Origin of the sequence: Sulfobacillus thermosulfidooxidans (assembly GCF_001280565.1) — a bacterium.
GTDB lineage: Bacteria > Bacillota > Sulfobacillia > Sulfobacillales > Sulfobacillaceae > Sulfobacillus > Sulfobacillus thermosulfidooxidans_A.
Genome location: NZ_LGRO01000001.1, coordinates 2,300,836 through 2,317,382, shown reverse-complemented (window position 1 = coordinate 2,317,382; position 16,547 = coordinate 2,300,836). Strand labels below are relative to the sequence as shown.

The 16,547-nt window shown below is 48.3% G+C and carries 15 protein-coding genes; 9 read left to right on the top strand and 6 right to left on the bottom strand.

Annotated features, from left to right (window positions below; genetic code table 11):
- Positions 1-11 precede the first annotated feature (11 nt).
- Positions 12-2,024, top strand: a complete 2,013-nt coding sequence (locus AOA63_RS11485; protein ID WP_053959823.1) for a GGDEF domain-containing protein — start codon at positions 12-14, stop codon at positions 2,022-2,024.
- 17 nt (positions 2,025-2,041) lie between these two features.
- Here AOA63_RS11485 and AOA63_RS11480 read toward each other — a convergent pair whose 3' ends face one another.
- Complete coding sequence (locus tag AOA63_RS11480; RefSeq protein WP_053959822.1) at positions 2,042-2,761, bottom strand: EAL domain-containing protein; 720 nt, start codon at positions 2,759-2,761, stop codon at positions 2,042-2,044.
- 306 nt (positions 2,762-3,067) lie between these two features.
- Between AOA63_RS11480 and AOA63_RS11475 the strand changes: the two genes are divergently transcribed.
- The 7 genes from AOA63_RS11475 to AOA63_RS11445 all read left to right on the top strand — a co-directional run bounded on the left by AOA63_RS11475 (position 3,068) and on the right by AOA63_RS11445 (position 8,782).
- A complete protein-coding gene (locus tag AOA63_RS11475; RefSeq protein ID WP_053959821.1) occupies positions 3,068-3,511 on the top strand; it encodes a hypothetical protein in 444 nt (147 codons plus the stop codon).
- A 389-nt stretch (positions 3,512-3,900) separates the two neighbouring features.
- The gene (locus AOA63_RS11470) at positions 3,901-4,530 is read left to right on the top strand and encodes a hypothetical protein (RefSeq protein ID WP_053959820.1); all 630 of its coding nucleotides are present in this window, start codon (positions 3,901-3,903) and stop codon (positions 4,528-4,530) included.
- A 114-nt stretch (positions 4,531-4,644) separates the two neighbouring features.
- The gene (locus tag AOA63_RS11465) at positions 4,645-4,971 is read left to right on the top strand and encodes a hypothetical protein (protein WP_053959819.1); all 327 of its coding nucleotides are present in this window, start codon (positions 4,645-4,647) and stop codon (positions 4,969-4,971) included.
- Positions 4,972-5,145: 174 nt separating this feature from the next.
- A complete protein-coding gene (locus tag AOA63_RS11460; RefSeq protein WP_053959818.1) occupies positions 5,146-5,724 on the top strand; it encodes a signal peptidase I in 579 nt (192 codons plus the stop codon).
- The gene (locus AOA63_RS19350) at positions 5,721-6,581 is read left to right on the top strand and encodes a hypothetical protein (protein ID WP_139061576.1); all 861 of its coding nucleotides are present in this window, start codon (positions 5,721-5,723) and stop codon (positions 6,579-6,581) included. Before AOA63_RS11460 ends, AOA63_RS19350 begins: the two co-directional genes overlap by 4 nt.
- A 53-nt stretch (positions 6,582-6,634) precedes the next feature.
- Entirely contained in the window at positions 6,635-7,075 is a 441-nt protein-coding gene (locus AOA63_RS11450; protein ID WP_171822695.1) for a hypothetical protein, read from the top strand.
- Between the two features lie 276 nt (positions 7,076-7,351).
- The gene (locus AOA63_RS11445; RefSeq protein ID WP_053959815.1) at positions 7,352-8,782 is read left to right on the top strand and encodes a helix-turn-helix domain-containing protein; all 1,431 of its coding nucleotides are present in this window, start codon (positions 7,352-7,354) and stop codon (positions 8,780-8,782) included.
- A 167-nt stretch (positions 8,783-8,949) separates the two neighbouring features.
- On the opposite strand, the gene AOA63_RS11440 is transcribed toward AOA63_RS11445, so the two are convergent.
- The gene (locus tag AOA63_RS11440; RefSeq protein ID WP_053959814.1) at positions 8,950-9,987 is read right to left on the bottom strand and encodes a ketopantoate reductase family protein; all 1,038 of its coding nucleotides are present in this window, start codon (positions 9,985-9,987) and stop codon (positions 8,950-8,952) included.
- A gap of 704 nt (positions 9,988-10,691) precedes the next feature.
- Here AOA63_RS11440 and AOA63_RS11430 point away from each other — a divergent pair.
- Positions 10,692-11,126, top strand: coding sequence for a Fur family transcriptional regulator (locus AOA63_RS11430; RefSeq protein WP_053959812.1), 435 nt, complete (start codon positions 10,692-10,694; stop codon positions 11,124-11,126).
- 50 nt (positions 11,127-11,176) lie between these two features.
- Here the strand turns inward: AOA63_RS11430 and AOA63_RS11425 are convergent, their stop codons facing one another.
- The 4 genes from AOA63_RS11425 to AOA63_RS11410 form a co-directional block, all read right to left on the bottom strand.
- Positions 11,177-12,271: an XdhC family protein gene (locus AOA63_RS11425; protein WP_053959811.1), complete on the bottom strand. Its 1,095-nt coding sequence runs from the start codon at positions 12,269-12,271 to the stop codon at positions 11,177-11,179.
- A gap of 61 nt (positions 12,272-12,332) precedes the next feature.
- Positions 12,333-13,196 (bottom strand): FAD binding domain-containing protein, encoded by an 864-nt coding sequence (locus tag AOA63_RS11420; RefSeq protein ID WP_053959810.1) that lies wholly within the window; start codon positions 13,194-13,196, stop codon positions 12,333-12,335.
- 38 nt (positions 13,197-13,234) lie between these two features.
- Positions 13,235-13,693, bottom strand: a complete 459-nt coding sequence (locus AOA63_RS11415; RefSeq protein WP_053959809.1) for a CoxG family protein — start codon at positions 13,691-13,693, stop codon at positions 13,235-13,237.
- Positions 13,690-16,497 carry a molybdopterin-dependent oxidoreductase gene (locus tag AOA63_RS11410; protein ID WP_242848382.1) on the bottom strand — a complete coding sequence of 936 codons (2,808 nt, stop codon included), beginning with the start codon at positions 16,495-16,497 and terminating at the stop codon, positions 13,690-13,692. Before AOA63_RS11410 ends, AOA63_RS11415 begins: the two co-directional genes overlap by 4 nt.
- Positions 16,498-16,547: the final 50 nt, after the last annotated feature.

Here is a 16,547-nt window from a genome sequence, read left to right as displayed (position 1 = left end):
TAATAAGCGCTATGAAAACTAATCGTGCGCTATCAACCAAAACACCTATCGCAACTCGAAAGTCTCGAACGTCTACTGGATCCGGGGATGACCCGATTCGGCAATTTGTTTTGGACCTTTATAGCCATTTGCAAGAACATCGTGAGGTCCGAAATTTATGGAACCGGGCCAGTGAGGCTCAAAAGACAGATCTTCTGCAAGTTCACATGCATTATGTGAGAGCCGTGATCCAGGGTTCTGCTGGGAAATCCCGAATAATGCGAGCCAGGCAACTCGCCTTGTCTTATGAACGTCTGGGATTTCCCCGGTGGTGTCTGTCGCAAGCTGCTGCCCGGTTAACCCAGTGGCTCAGCAAACAACCAAGCACCATGCAGAGCGTACTGGAAATACTGCCCTCGCTCATGGATGATTTGTCGCGTCAATATGCCGTACTGTCGCAATGGCAAGATCAGGAATGGAAAATTCTTATGGACGTTACCACATTACTGGAGCGGCATGAGGCCTCCATTGGACTACCTGAGGTCCTGACGTTGTTTACCCAATCCCAAACCATCAGGGGAATCTGGCTGGGATCATGGTCTGAAACTGAAAACCGTCTGTCTACCCAACATCTTATGGGAATCAAAGACCTATCGCTCGATGAGTTGCGAAAATGGTTAACCGATTTGCGTAACCAAGGCCAATGGACCATTGGCCGGGGTATTGCCTGTGACAAAGAAACCCGGGCTTGTCATACCCGCAATATTCCGCTTTCTCCACGCTGGTGGCAATCGGCTTTTGTTCTGCCATTACATACAGATTCACTCGATACCTATACGATTTGCATCTTTTTTAGCCCGATTCCGCGCTATTTTATCCAGCAGCCTCAAAAAGAGACCTGGCAACAACTTGCCCATAAAATCCACTTAGTGATGACCTCTACTCGTCATACGCCCGTCCCGGGCGAACCCACATTACCCGCCGAACGCCTTTATCACGCGTTACTCAATGCGGTGCAAGCCTTATTTCGTCCCCGCAGTGACTTGGCCTTATTGCAAGCCGTCTGTGATCACCTCATTGCCAGTGGCCTTTTTCTTGCGGCGTGGATTGCCCGTCCCGACGCCGCAGGAACCTTTCAACTAGTGGCCGCCGCAGGCTGGGGAACTGAACAATTGCCTCATTATCCCGTCCGTGTTGACGATGAAGAACCGTTAATTGCTAAGGTGTGGAAGCACGGCAGCATCCAACTCCATCAACACCATCATCAATTGCCCGGCAATAATGAATGGCACGCTTTTTTGCAGACCCAAGGCTGGGCAGCAGGAGCTGCCGTCCCTATTGACCGAGGCAAAGAGCGGTATGCGGTATTGTCCTTAACCACATCGAAGCCGCATGTGTTTAATGAAACCGTGGTAGAGCTTATTGTACAAATTGGCCGCCTGATTACCCTGAGTTTGGATGCTTGGGATAACACTCGTAAAATCCAACAAGAAAAACAACATCATCAATGGTTAGCGCAGCATGACACGTTAACCCAGTTATTCAACCGTTCGGCTGTCTATGACCAGTTGCCAACATTATTAGCACGGGCTTCGGACTCCAACTGGGTCGGGATTGCTCTACTCGATCTCGATAATTTTAAAACTATTAACGATACCTGGGGACATGCGGCAGGCGATGCGGTATTGCAGGTCGTGGGACAACGCCTACAAAAGAGCCTTCGTTCCACCGATCTCGTGGCGCGCTGGGGTGGCGATGAGTTTTTAATGGTGTTGACCGATATTCATTCCTATACGGAACTCCATCAGCGTCTCAATCGTTTCAAATCGACCGTTCTTTCCGCGGTTCAAGTCCCGCCACTCCCGTCTCCTTTTCTCCTCGAAGGAAGTCTTGGCATAACACTTTATCCATTAGACGCTGGCCACCCCGATGTCAATCGGCTCATTTCGCATGCCGATGAGGCCCTCTACATCGCTAAACAACATAAAAGAGAACACCGTCCGTGGTGGCAAATCCACCAATCTGCGTCACCAACAACACAATAACTCGGAACAAGAACGAATTAGGAGAAACGCGGCAAAGTTAATTTCGTGAAATCTTGTGCTTCCCAGAATGCCGCCTCTTCGGGACGCCCAAGAGCAAATCCCTGAACTGCATGCACCCCCTCCTCTTCAAGGGTGTGAATCCATTCGCGAGCTTCAATCCCTTCGGCAATAATCAATGCGGAATGCATTTTCGCCCATGTGATCCACTGTCTAAGAGCCTGCGGCAAACCATGAGCCCATTCATGCACAATGGTCAAACTGAGTTTAACGATTTGCGGTCGTAAGATGTCTAAGCGTTGTTTGGTCGAAAATTGTGTACCAGCATCATCCAGTGCGAGCACGTGTCCATGCTGTTTGAGCCAGGAAATGGCCTCCATGCTGTCTTTGGTGAGAGGATGCGTTTCTGTAATTTCCCACACAATCCGGTCATTTTCGGTATACCGGGTCCATAAAGGGATTTGCGCTGTGGATAACGCACTGATATTGACGAATAACTTACCCGGTAAACGGCGGGCACGCTCAATTGCCTGCGTAATCGCAATAGCATCTAAGGTCTCGAGTTCTTTCGCGTTGGTTGCAGCTGAAAAAACTTGATCGGGAGGACATCCATTCCAAAACCGGGTGAGAGCCTCGAATCCTAACCACTGGCCATCCACATTCCAGATGGGCTGAAAAACTGAGCGAACCCTTTGTGTGACTAAGGCATGATTTAATGCGTCACGGGCACAAGAAGTCATGATACGTCCTCCACAAAATTCGACATCCAATACTATAAAATGTTATTCGCCCATTCGACCAAAAATCCTTTTATACGACAATTAATTCTTGTGCTAAGAAATGGTATACCGTAAAAACTGGTCAACGCCACGATGACATCATTTCTGGTCCAATTCTCATTGCAAACGGCTCTAATATCTAGTCCTTGCAAAATCTCGGCAACAAAAACAGGAAATCTCCACGTGCCGTCGAATTTAATCATTTGTTACCAAGGGGTAGACATATCGTCCGAGAAAACCAAGGAGGGTTTAAAGGAGGGTTTATGGATGAAAAAATCACTGGGAATCATGACCGCAGGAGCCATGGTCAGTGTGCTCGCTTTATCTGGAGCCGCTTTTGCGCAAAAGCATCACGACGCCCCCGATCATGCTAAGCATATGGAAACCATTCACGGAGTCTTTGAATCCGGCAGCTTTACGGGATCGGAAATTACCGTCAAAACATCCTCAGGAAAAATGGTAACCATTGATTTAACCGGTTCCACACGCATCTCATTAGAAGCGCAAGGATCAGTCAGTGCCATAATGACCGCTTTACAAAACCATCAACTGCGAATTACTGCGGAAGTCAAACCCGGAACAAATGCCTTGATCGCCAGTAAAATTGAGGCTCATCTCAATGTCGAAAAAGATTCTCACCATAAAGATCAGAAAGATCATCAAGACCATAAAGACGCTGGCAAAAAAGAGACCCATAACAAAGATCATTAAGAAGCCACTTGCTTAATCATAAGTACCGACTATCTACATCTCTAACCCCACAATTGTCACGGGGATTAGAGATGATTTTGTTTTGACGTGCGTCCTTCGTCCTTCATTATAGTCTTTAGCATATTCACTATGAGACGAACACTGAGCCGCGAGCGGTCTGTTTAGTGGCTGCAGGAAAAACATCGTAAGAGACCTAGATTTCTTCATCTCACCCTCCAGGGTGAATCCGGGTATTGCCTAGAAATTCACCGTCCGCGGTGATAGCCCCGTCCCCATTTCTCCTCTACCCTAAAAGTGCGAATCGAATCCTCCTGCATCATATTTGGGATTATTCGCAGGTAATCTTCCTTGTTAACTAGTGAGTAGATCAGAAAAAAGGAGTTGTAATCATGACAGCCAAAACCAAATTGATTGGGGCGGAGGCCGCGATTGCCGCCATGCTCGCCGCCATGGGTGCTTCCAGTTTTGCGCAGTTTAGTTCGACCGCGACGAGTTCGCCCCAAAATTTTATGGCAGGTACCGTAAAAATCGCCTTTAGCCCGGCAGCCTTAAAATACATGGAAAGTGAGCACGCCACGGGCCCAAATAGCATCGATTTGAACATTGACAGTCCCACGAACATGGCTCCGGGTGATACCTGGTCGGCTCCGTTGACAGTGACAAACACTGGCAGTCTGACGGAACTGTTTACGATCGGTTCGAGCGTGGTTTCTGGGGCATTGTTTAGCCCACCTACCCCCGCCACGGTCAAATATACCCTCGCTGGACCGGGACCCCAAACTTCACTACTCTCAAATGATTACATCGTCTTAGCACCCGGCAAATCGGTCACGGTAATGGTCAATGTTCAGCTTCCTTATATGGCGGGCAACGGCTACCAGGCATCCCAGGGTTCTTTTACCATCCAGGCTAAAGCTATACAAGCCGACAACACAACACTCCAACCCGGGCAGCAACTGATTAATCCCAATTCACCGCCTCAAAATCCACCAGCTCCGGGTACTCCTCCTCAGCCATAAAAAAGCCATCCTATTTTTGGGAAGAAAATAGAATGGCCGAGAGATTTTTTATCGCTAAAAATATTGTAATGGCTAGTTTATGAAGAAACAAGGGCTAAAAAGGGGCTAGGGGTCATGCCAACCAAACACGAAAAACGCATTCTTTTCTCACCGTGGCTTGGGTGGCAGCGGTCCCGCTCCGCCCTCAAATTCGGGTTCGTATCAGGATATTGGGGCATTTGGCTAATTCTCACACACCGACTGGCCATGAAACACCCACAAACTCTGATATTCATTGGGATTTTGTCCGTTATTTGGGGTTATGAGATGTACCGGGAAATAAAACATTTCAATCACGTCGTCATTACTCCATTAACTGGAATTGTGTGGAGTGCGTGGATTCTTCTCGCCTTACTGTTTCTTGTATATAGCTTCACACATAAACCGTTACATTCCATGTAATGAGGGAGAACCCATCCCTATGTAAATGTCTGTGTCCCATTTTCTCGCATTTTTATCAGGGAGATCTCTTTCTTCCGATATCAGTTTCTTTCACTGTTAATTGCACCAAATTAATACGCGTGAGCTTATTGGGCCACCTTAGATAAACTTATAAATTTAAAGGAGGCAAAAAATATGCAAGCTCTTGAACCATCAAAATCACGGCGCCATCATAAATCATCACGAGCCAATACGTGGTGGCGCAAGTGGGCATCGTGGTCCCTTATCGGTGTGTTTCTGACGATATTTGCCTTCTTTTTGGTTCTCGATCTCGGGGACATGGGAGTCCCATCTCTGCCCGTGACCTATATTGTGCGCTCAGGCAGCATGGCCCCTGCGTTTAATACCGGATCCTTAATCGTGGACACAAGGTTTACTGCCCATATGCCCTTAAAACCGGGAGAGATCGTAACCTTCGCGAATCCTATTCAACAAGGTGTGCTATTAACGCATCAAATCACCGGAATCATCCACAAAAATGACAAGGTTTTCATCAAAACCAAAGGGGAAGCCAATAAGTATCCCGATGCTTTTCTCACTCCGGAAACCAACATTGTTGGGGTTTATCATTTTGCCATTCCGGACTTAGGCTATGTGATTGTGTTCATTAAGACCCGCTGGCTCTGGCTTCTTGAGATGTTAGCCGGATGGACAGCGATTTCGGTCGTCTTGACCAAGGTTGTTCGTCCCGCGCGAAAGGACATCCAATCATGAAATGGGGAACGGCACTAGGCACTTTGGGTCTGCTTGCTGCGGCAACCTGCGTTGCTCTGCCGCTTTTGAGCACTTATGCATCATTTACCGCACAAGCCTCGACGCCAAGTTTTGATTTTCAGGCCCTATCCATGTCCACAGCTCTACCGCTGAGTGGCCATAGCGGAACTATTTCGCGCCATGGCAGTATCGAATACGGAACCTTAGCCAATCACACAACCCAAATTCTTGGATGCACGGTGGATATCTCCCTCATGTTATCCACAGCTTTTCACCAACCCAAGACAAATACGCCCGGAAAGTCGCCCAAAAATTCTTCCAAGGTCCCGGTCCCAAAGACGCCTGCTCCCTCGTTTGAACCGATGCATTGGAGTATCCCTTTGACCTTAGGCCCAGGTGCTGCCGATACCTTGTCATTCAATGCGCCAACAAACCTCATTCCCGGGCGGTATGAAGCCGTAATCACCGTATATTTAGGAGGATTTAGCGAGCAAACGGCTGATACCTTAATAGTTCCTTTACCGCCATTACCATCCAAGACTTCTGATCAATCCGCTTCATCATCTTCATCTTCATCATCGTCATCGAGCGCATCCTCGTCTTCCTCAGCGTCATCGTCTTCATCACTACCACCATCTTCGTCACCCGCCCCGGCCCCATCCCAAAAAGCCCCAGGGCATTCACCATCGACAACCACGACAAATTCCCAGGTTCCGTCAAAATCTGGGGCTTCTTCGGCACCGGGATCCTCATCTCTTACGTCACCCAAGGCAGCAAGCTCTTCATCCTCGCCGTCCTCATCATCTGCCCCGGTACTGACCATGCCGAGTAGTTCAGCATCTGTCCCATCATCCTAAAAACATCGGAAGTCATGCCGAGCAGCTAATGAAAAGGGAGGTGATGAAATACAATGAAAAATTTCTCTCTGACCCACTTCGGCACGAGAAGACGCCGCCATTCCAGCACAAGTCCTTTAATGCTAAAAATTCTAATTGGAAGTATTCTGATTACAAGCTTGATAATAAGCTCGTTACAGAGTTGGCGGTCGTCTTTCCCTTTGTTCTTTGAACCCGGAACCATTAACTTAGTCGTGAAAAGTCCCCAAATGATCAAGTCCATGACCACTCATAACGGAACGATTGTGATGACGTTGCGTGTATCTTCCGCCCCATTAATGGCCCATGTGCAGTTAATCAATCCGACGGACATTAATGAATTGGTTAGCATCCATGGCACGCATTATGGGAATACACTACGCATTGACCGCCACCAACAAAAATGGATAACGATTCCATTAGGAAACAACCATCACCATCTCGTCATCCGCATTCAATACCAGTTAAGTGCTTGATTTAAATGTCATGAGATTGCCACAAGACTCACTTCCCAGGGTTCTTATCAATATGAAATCCCCATGTCCCGGTCCTAACATGTCTCGGGACATGGCGGGGTTTTCTTCACTTTTACGACCTATATCGATATAGGTCGTAAGAGCCAAGAGCGCCAGCCTATCTTAAGATAGGCCGCACGACGGATAACCAGGAATTCCTGATTATGGCAATATAAATGAACAATCCTAGAAAAAAGTCATCAGGTGAAAATGCAGGGTTAGAAAGGATGGTACATCGTGCCAAGCCCCTTTGCTTCTCTCGCGATGTATTGGAAGAAAGTATGGCAAGACCACCGCCGTTTTTTGCTCTATTCCTTTGCCTTAACGGCCTGGATCAGCGTAACGGTGGCGGCCTTTACCAAAATTTCGGCCCCTTCTTTATATACCGGAATTCCCTTCGCCATCACCGCTGCTTTCTTATTCCTGTACCGCCACCGTCCCTTGTCCCAGATCGCACGTTTTCTCGTCTCCCGCAAATATTTGATAACATGGAATCTCGTTCTTATAGGTGGCCTTTGGCAAGCTCAACATTTATGGTGGCAGACTCTCTTAGGCATACTGACGGTTCCCATCATTAGCCAATGGTTTGACCAGTTACTCGTGCGCGCTGATGGACACATGGGAGTCTTGGCTGCCACCTGGGCATTCGGCGCACTATTTGGCCGTGCCTTGAGCCTGCCTGAAGCCGCCCTTTGGCAATTAACCCATATGATGTGGCTACCCCTAATAGCCGCTGTGGTAATGACAGCCCTCTATCATCCCGTGATGTTGGCATCTCCTCCTGATATGGCGAGCACATCGCGAGAAAACGCAGGACGCGTTTACGTCATGCCTTTTGCAGTTGTGGGGGTCGTCTTAATTATTTCTCAAGCTTTTTCTGAAATTCTGGACCATTCTATCTGGACAAGCCAGGCTCATGTTTACGGGCTAAGTGTCCTCATCATCATGACAGCCTTATTCATTTTTCCGCTGGTATCAGAACCTATCAATGCCCTCTTACTCTATTTCAGTATTACTCTCATTGGGGTTGCCATTATGCTCCTTGAAGCCAAGTCCGCAATTTGGCTCAGTTTCCCGTTTTTCCGGTTGGCCAGGGAATTTATCATCTTTTGGTGGACAGCAGAACTCATCCGGCTTCAGCGCACGCAGGGAAAACATATTCCGCTGATTCTTAGCGTATCAGTTTTGTTAGCCGTGATCGGTCGAGAAATTGGGGTTTGGTGGATCAATTCCTCGGGACAATTTCCGATCGAAGAAATTTCCGGAATTGCCCTGTTTATGGTCATACCCACCACCATTCATTTTGTCTTTGGAAGACCCTCTACTAGAAAATCCGTGGCCGAACCCTTTCAGGAATCCCCGGCCCCTGAGACCTTAAGTGGGACCTCCACGATGAACATGCCGTCTTCGTTGTCAGAAAAGCACCTTGAAATGTGGGCCGAGTCTTTGTCTGTCCATCTTACTCCACAAGAACTCCGCATTTGTCACTGCCTGTTATCCGGACTAAGCCATCCCCAAATAGCCGAGCGATTATATATTTCTCCCAACACATTAAAAACTCATTTACGCAACATTTATCGCAAAACTGCCGTCAAGAACCGTTTCGAGCTCGTCACCTTAATGACCCAGGGCAGCCGTGCCACGCGTCCTCATTCAGTCCCGCAATAACAAGCACAACAACCCTGGTGTTTGTCGGTGCAGGACCCTTACCATTTCGGCGCCTATGATCTTGCCAAGATCCTCTATGGCAATATTAAATAATTTCTCCCTTAAAACGAATTTTTATCGGGATATCATATCTATTTAAGAGGAAATGAATCGGATGAAAGTGTTGATTAGAAGGATTCTTGCGTAAGTAATTCTTTAAAAAAACGAAGATTTCGCGAGAAAGTTGGCAGGCTGTGGGTTTTTTCGGCCTGCCTGACGAGTTTGACCACCAGGTGATTAAAGGGCGTGGGAATCCCCTTTTCCTTTCCCAGACGGGTGATCACACCATTGATATAACTAATCTCCGTGGGGCGATTCTTCTCCAAATCTTGTAATATGCTGGATTTGACGGCCCGGCCTGGACTTATCACACGCCGTAACATTTCCATGTACGGGATGACATCCTTGGTCTGATAAATTTCGCATGATTCAACGTCGAAGCGGAACAGTGGCGCAAACTGCACTGAACAAGCGTGCCCCACCTTGAGGGTTTCATTGGAGAGAAACACCGCGCTCCGAAGCGCCACATCATTATCAATAACCTCTCCAAATGTAGCACCTAGAGCCGCGGACAACCCGCCGAATGTCACATTCAGCCATAATTTGGACCATTTGGTTCCCACGAGGTTTTGTGAAATATGGGTGCCGCCTACATGGGCGAGAATGGACTGGACAACATGAATCCTATCTGTGATCTGGCCATTTAATTCGCCAATTTGAAACGCATATTGCTTTAGATGCTCTAAAGAGGTCGTTAACCGTGACACACCGGGCAGGGTGCCGGTGGCGCCAAATTCGATACTGCCGCCGATAACCCGTTCAGGGCCAACAATAGCTGCAATATCAGCCTCCGGGATACCATTTTGCAATGAGCACACGATGCTTTGGGGTCCTAAATACCCTAGAAGATGTTTTAATACCTCATGATTTTGCCCTTGTTTGGTGAAAAACAAAACCAGATCGTAGGTTCCTTTCATCTGATCGGGCGTTAATGCCCGGACAGGAACGGTCCATTCAGTAGCCCCAGTAATTCTTGCCCCAAATTGATTTAATGCCTCAACCTGTGCCCGATTCCGCGTAATGAGGTCGACATCCAAGCCCTGGGCACTAAGATATGCGCCGACAATAGTCCCAATAGATCCTGCGCCCATCACCGCAATTCTCATCGCGCATTTCTCCCGTCCATCAAAATCAGGCACCATGAGTTATTCGAAAAATCCATCCGCTTAATGCTCCCTGTCCCTTGTTATCCTCGTTCTGTCGAGAAAAAGGAGCATCCTTTGTCTTGAACGCTTTGGTCTAACTCTAAAAATCGTGCAAGCCGTCATGAGGATTCGCAATCAATCCGCCATGATTTTTAACTAATAATGGAAAGGGCATTTCGCATTTATTATACTCATTCTGCCGTTGTCTCGTGATCTTGCGGAGTCAGATCCTGTCCCCCAAAGGCATTGTGTGGTATTAGGTGACGGTATTATGAACACGATCTATAAATTTTTCCTCATATCACTTGCATCATGAACCAGGAAACACCCCACATCGATGATCAGATCATACCCACCGATAACGGTTCTTTTACCCCATGCACACCAACAAGGATCAGAAATCCATAGAGGATTTCTTGCCCAGGCTCTTCACCTTCCTGCCCGTTATGGTATGAATAAAGGCAAAGTGTGCTATCATAAGGGGGATAAAATTGTGCTAAACATTTTTACGGAAAGTGAGAATGTGGCGGAAATGACCGGAGATATTTTATGAGGGTATTAAAGATGGCTGATATCGGCGTCTTCTTTAATACCTTCGCTGCTTTCTTACTGCATTACTCCCCTTTAACCACTTATGTTAGTCACGACGAAAGAAGGTGAGGCCCATGAAAGAAATCATCACGGCGGAATCGTTGCTTCGTGAGCGGGGTTTACGGGTCACGCCACAACGTCAAGGGATTTTGCAAATCTTTTTAAATGATCCCGGCTATCATTGGAGTGCTGACCAAATCCGTGACCGCCTTCTTGGACAAATGCCAGGGCTTGCCCGCGGTACCACCTATAAAGTCTTGAACGAGCTGGTCAATGCCGGCATCTGTGAAGAATTAGCAACTCAAGACGGCATGGCCTTATATGGCCTGCGTCTTAAACCGCATCACCACTTTTTTTGTGCTGTGTGCCATCAATGGTCCGATATTGAAATCACGGGCATTAATTCCTTGACAATTCAAGGCCATTCTCCCGCTGCCACCATCGACCAAATCGATGTGGTCATCCGCGGTGTCTGCATTAAGTGTCACGCTCAAAATTCTCAGGCGTAGACGAAAGTTGCTACCCTTCAGTTGTGCTGATTCCCCATATGTTTTTCCCGTTACACTTCTAAGCGTCTGGAAAGGGGACGATCATCACCGCCGTGAATCTTCTTGCGTCCGGACAAAGGCAAACCATTACTCTTCGAGCGCGCTATCATGAGTTGGCTTACAATGCTCACCGCCACTTCCCTTGGTGTCTCGGCTCCCAAATCGAGCCCCACCGGCGCATAAAGGGGTCCATCAGATAGGACATGACCAATATGCACTAACATCTCGCAAGTTCGGTCATAGGGCCCTAATACCCCGACAAACTGCGGACTCGAGTGCAAAGCCACATGCAAAGCCTCTTCATCAAGAGCCTGATGATGATTCATGATTAACCAAAATTGCTTTTCTTTCATCTGCCCCATTAATTCTCGAGGACGCTTCACAAGCCGCGTCAAAGAACCGACATCCTTCGTGTTCCACTGCGATTTCGGATCTATCATCGTGATCTCAAAACCCACCTGGTCCGCTAACTCCGCCACACATCCTGCGTCATAGCCGGCGCCACAAATCACCAAGGACGCGTCCTCCCCTAAGGGGTCAATCACGTACTCACAAGGCGGGTCAGATAGAGAGAGAACTTTAGGATCCTGAAGCAAAGCTCTTGCCTGCTCGACAATATCCTTTGGAAGAAAATCTCCCCAAACACGCTCGTTTGATACCGCGGATAGATTCATCCGGGTTTTTTCATAGATTAGGGCAAAGGGTTGACGATCGTGAACCACCTGAAGAATATCTTGCCAAAAGGCATTGGCGTCGATGGGCAACAACAGCACGTCAATCACACCTTTGCAACCAATGCCAAGGCCCCAGGGATCATCATTGGCCAAATCATACACCACGATCTTCGGAGTCTTGGAGGTCATCACCTCTTTAGACCATTGCCATAAATCACCTTCCAGGCATCCGCCGCTTAACGTACCGACCATCTTGCCCGCTTTGTCCATCATCATTTTTGCCCCGGGTCTTTGGTAGCTCGAACCCTTCACCCGAAGAATCATGGCCAAAACCGCTGCGTGTCCGTGTTGCCACGAGTCTTCAATGGCCTCAAAGACTTTCTGTGTTTCTTTCCATCTGGAACCTGAAGAGGAATGAGCGATTAATGACATCTGCGTAGACTCCTTTTCGCAATGACAATAGAACCGTGGTCCGGATTGTCCGGGCTAGGCATCATAAGCCTTGAGCCAAAGAAAACGACAACAGCTGCTTTTTAACCAGCGCTTCAATGACCCACTGGCGGTAGTCACTGGAAACCTCAGCATCGGAAAGCGGATCACAAGCATTTTTCACATAGTCAGCAATATCCCTGATGACAGGTTCCCTCAAGATTTGGCCGCTCACGCGTTTAGAAATCCCAGGGATTTGAATCGGCACCACCGAGACCCCACTTAAGGCGATTCGTAAATCCGTTATCTGATGGGAGGGTGTCATTTGAAGCCGCACAGCCATGCCGACAACCGCTAAATCCCCATCATCACGTAACGTATATTTGTCATATGCACTCAACGTACCAAAAGGCATGGGCGGAATGATAAAACCCGTAATGAGTTCTCCCTCTTGAATATCCGTGGTCAGGTAATCCAAAAAGAAATCGTGGATCGCAACAAGCCTGACTGCTCCCCCGCTTCCGGTTAGTTCCACCCGGGCATCTGACACCATCAGAGCAGCAGGGGGATCCGCTCCCGGTTCCCCGTGTGCTATATTTCCGCCCCACGTTCCGAGATTGCGAATTTGTACCGATGCCACTTTTCTGGCTGTGTCCGCTAGTAAAGGGGCATAGCGTCCAATCATTGGATGGGTCGCAATCTCATGATGGGTCAGCATACTGCCAATAAATAAGGAGCCGTCCTCGCGCACCGTGACCCGGTGCAATTCCTTAACGCGTTTTAAACTAATTATCGCCTCAGGCTCAATAACCTTTTGTCGCATCATAGCCAAAAGTGACTGGCCGCCCGCCATGAATTTGCTGTTTGGGCCCAGTCGTGATTGCCATGCTAAAACCTCGTCCACAGTGTCTGGCTGAATAAATTGCACATATCATCCCTCCCTTAGGGCGATTTTTCTCAGATTGGCTAGGTTGACGGTTCTGTCACAAGCCCTTTCAGATTCTTGGCAAAATCTTTCATCAGACTCTTGGCTTTGGGTTGAATCATGCCCCAACCAAGAGATGCCACTTTCCCCCGCACATCGACTTCTGTATCCACGATGATGAGACTCCCATTGCTATCTTCTTTAAGTTGAATGGTCAAGTTCATCGTGGTAGACGATGCCATCTTCGGATCACGGGCTGCACTTTCCATCTTCAAGATTTTGTTTGATGCATCGATGACCTTTACCACCAGTTGCCCGACAAAATTCATAGTCACTGGGCCCACCTTGACCATCATGGCCATGCGATAACGGTTGTCGTCTTCCCCTGTGAATTCCTTGAGTCCGGGCAAACAATAGGCAACCTGTTCAAAGTCTTTGGTTAACATCTCCCACAAGGTATCAATCCCTAAGGGCACAGAAATTTGATCAACAATGTTCATGAGATGCTCTCCTTTGGTTGGAATTCACTTTGAGATTTGAGTGCGCGCAAAATCTTCTCAGGCGTTATCGGTAAATCGGTAATGCGAACCCCTATGGCATCATAAACCGCGTTAGCCACAGCCGGGGCTGTGGGGACCATTCCCATTTCGGCAAGCCCTTTCGACCCATAAAGACCATGGGGATCGTCAGTTTCGACCCATAATGTGTGAATGGGAGGAACGGTCATGACCGTGGGAATCTTGTATTGGCCAAACCGGGTCGAAAGGGGTTGTCCATCGACCACCTTAAAATCTTCATACAAGGCGTAACCGAGTCCTTGCATAATACCCCCTTGCACTTGCCCTTCAGCACCCAAACGATTGATAATGCGCCCGGCATCCGTTGCAGCCACGACCTTTAAAATCGTGATTTTACCGGTATCCGGATCCACTTGCAGGATGACTCCATGGGTGCCAAAGGAATAACTCATGGCAAAATCTCCGACACCGGTTTCCGGATCCGGTAAAGAACAAGGCGCATCAAAGTGCGCACTCGCCATCACGTGGGTGCCTCCGCCATCGCGAAATAGCATGGTGTGCACCAATTCCCCTAAATCAATGCCGTGTTCTTCGTCAGAAGTTGCATACACCTTCTTATTGCGAAATATGACATCCTGGGGTGAACAGCCAAGACGGCTCGCGGCTTCTTCCGCCAGTTGCGTTTTAATCTTGCGGCAGGCTTTTTGCACGGCACGCCCTCCCAAGGTGGTTGCCCGGGATCCGAAAGTGCCGAGGTCAGGAGGTGTCATTTCCGAATCACTTAAAGTAATTTCAATATCATCGAGATCAATGCCCAGTTCTTCAGCCGCCACTTGCGATAACGTCGTAGCGCACCCTGTTCCCATTTCCACAACGCCCGCTAAAATGTTGACCGAACCATCATCATTCACCTTAACCGTAGCTCCGCAAAAATCGGCATTGGCTTCGGGGTGAAACTTCCCGCTGGTAAAATGCGTACCAACCGCAAAACCGATTCCCACATAGGGCGGTTTCTTGATTTGATTATCCGCAGCATTCTTCGGATCATATCCCAGTTCTCGAACCACCAGTTCCAAAGATTCCCGAGCACCATTGGTGCGCAATACCGGTCCTGAAATTGCCCTATCGCCGGCTTGGGTTAAATTGATCCGGCGAAACGTTAACGGGTCCATCCCTAAACGCGCAGCAATCATGTCAGCCTGGCTTTCAGCGGCAAAGGTAAATTGCGGGCTGCCAAATCCCCGGAAAGCGCCGCCAATAGGAGTATTGGTATAGACCACATACCCGTCATAACGGTAATGAGGAATTTTATAAACGGCCCCGCCTAACATCGATTGAGTTAGGGACACGCCCGGTCCATAACTGGTATACGCCCCGTTATCCACAATCACCTTGGCTTGTCTAGCGGTAATGCGCCCATCTTTTTTAACTCCGGTCTTGAGATAAATGATTTCTTTATGGCGGGTCCGGCTGGCGATAAATTCTTCATCCCGGTCATGCGCCATTTTGACGGGTTTTCCCGTCATTTTGGACAGGATTAAAGCACAAACATGAATCGCATGGACCTCACTTTTACTGCCAAATCCGCCGCCGACATAAGGCGCAATCACCCGAATTTTACTGCTAGGAAGGTCAAAAATATTGGCCAGATGGTAACGCATGAAATAGGTCGTTTGGGTCGAATCATACAATGTGATTTTTCCTGAGGACTTCCAATCGGCAATACACACATGGGGTTCTAAACAGGTATGGGCTTGCTTCGACGTGACAAAACGGTCTTCAAAAATAAAATCGGCCTCGTTAAAACCTTGCTGAACATCTCCGCCGATCACTTGATTATGGGCTACAATATTGCGTTCCACATCATGAATCAAAGGCGCATTTTCGGCTAAAGCTTCTTCAGGATCGGTCACATAAGGCAATTCCTCATATTCCACTTCGATTAAAGACAAGGCTTTTCTGGCTGTTTCTTCATCGGTGGCACATACTGCTGCCACCCCGTCGCCCACATAACGTACTTTATCTACCGCCAGCCCGGTTTCGTCTGCCACAAAAGCCCCAAATCCTTTAGACGGCATATCTTTTCCCGTAATCACAGCCATCACGCCATCTAAGGCTAAACAGGCTTCGGTATGGATGGACAGGATACGGCCGTGGGGGATGGGACTGCGCAATATCGCTCCATAGAGCATGCCCGGCAATGTCATGTCGATAACATAAGAGGCTTGTCCACTAACTTTTTCTCGTCCATCCACTCGCAGCACCGGATGCCCCACCACCCTTCTGCCCGCTTCTTCTAAGGCCATCTCTGAACCGTTATGCCGAAAGGGGGATGACGTCTTCGCGGCCGCGGCCTTAATCGCTTCCACAATTTTGACATATCCCGTACAACGGCATAAATTCCCTTTAATGGCCTCTTTGATCTCGTCTTCCGTGGGTTCAGGCTGGTGAGACAACAACGCCTTGGCAGACATAATCATGCCAGGCGTGCACATTCCGCACTGGCTGGCGCCATATTCGATAAAAGCTTGTTGCAAGGGATCTAAGCTCTGATTGGTGCTTAATCCTTCAATGGTCACAACCTCTTCGCCTTTCACATTAAGCGCCAGAACCAAACAGCTTTTCACCGCTTCCCCATTGAGAAGAACCGTACAAGCCCCACAATAACCGTCATTACAAACTTTCTTCGTCCCAGTCATTCCTAAATCCTCACGCAAAACGTCTTGCAGTGTGCGCATCTCAGGGATTAGCAGATGATGTTGCTTGCCATTTACTGTAAGGGTCATTTCTTGCAAAGAAATCTCCTCCTTTTCCTGAACATCAAAGCCATTTCCAT

Excerpts from the sequence above, each read along its gene's own strand:
- AOA63_RS19350 (WP_139061576.1), top strand. The coding sequence starts at position 5,721 with ATGAAATGGGGAACGGCACTAGGCACTTTGGGTCTGCTTGCTGCGGCA.
- AOA63_RS11440 (WP_053959814.1), bottom strand. The coding sequence starts at position 9,987 with ATGAGAATTGCGGTGATGGGCGCAGGATCTATTGGGACTATTGTCGGC.
- AOA63_RS11480 (WP_053959822.1), bottom strand. The coding sequence starts at position 2,761 with ATGACTTCTTGTGCCCGTGACGCATTAAATCATGCCTTAGTCACACAA.
- AOA63_RS11465 (WP_053959819.1), top strand. The coding sequence starts at position 4,645 with ATGCCAACCAAACACGAAAAACGCATTCTTTTCTCACCGTGGCTTGGG.
- AOA63_RS11425 (WP_053959811.1), bottom strand. The coding sequence starts at position 12,271 with ATGTCATTAATCGCTCATTCCTCTTCAGGTTCCAGATGGAAAGAAACA.
- AOA63_RS11485 (WP_053959823.1), top strand. The coding sequence starts at position 12 with ATGAAAACTAATCGTGCGCTATCAACCAAAACACCTATCGCAACTCGA.
- AOA63_RS11460 (WP_053959818.1), top strand. The coding sequence starts at position 5,146 with ATGCAAGCTCTTGAACCATCAAAATCACGGCGCCATCATAAATCATCA.
- AOA63_RS11470 (WP_053959820.1), top strand. The coding sequence starts at position 3,901 with ATGACAGCCAAAACCAAATTGATTGGGGCGGAGGCCGCGATTGCCGCC.
- AOA63_RS11430 (WP_053959812.1), top strand. The coding sequence starts at position 10,692 with ATGAAAGAAATCATCACGGCGGAATCGTTGCTTCGTGAGCGGGGTTTA.
- AOA63_RS11415 (WP_053959809.1), bottom strand. The coding sequence starts at position 13,693 with ATGAACATTGTTGATCAAATTTCTGTGCCCTTAGGGATTGATACCTTG.
- AOA63_RS11475 (WP_053959821.1), top strand. The coding sequence starts at position 3,068 with ATGAAAAAATCACTGGGAATCATGACCGCAGGAGCCATGGTCAGTGTG.
- AOA63_RS11450 (WP_171822695.1), top strand. The coding sequence starts at position 6,635 with ATGAAAAATTTCTCTCTGACCCACTTCGGCACGAGAAGACGCCGCCAT.
- AOA63_RS11410 (WP_242848382.1), bottom strand. The coding sequence starts at position 16,497 with ATGACCCTTACAGTAAATGGCAAGCAACATCATCTGCTAATCCCTGAG.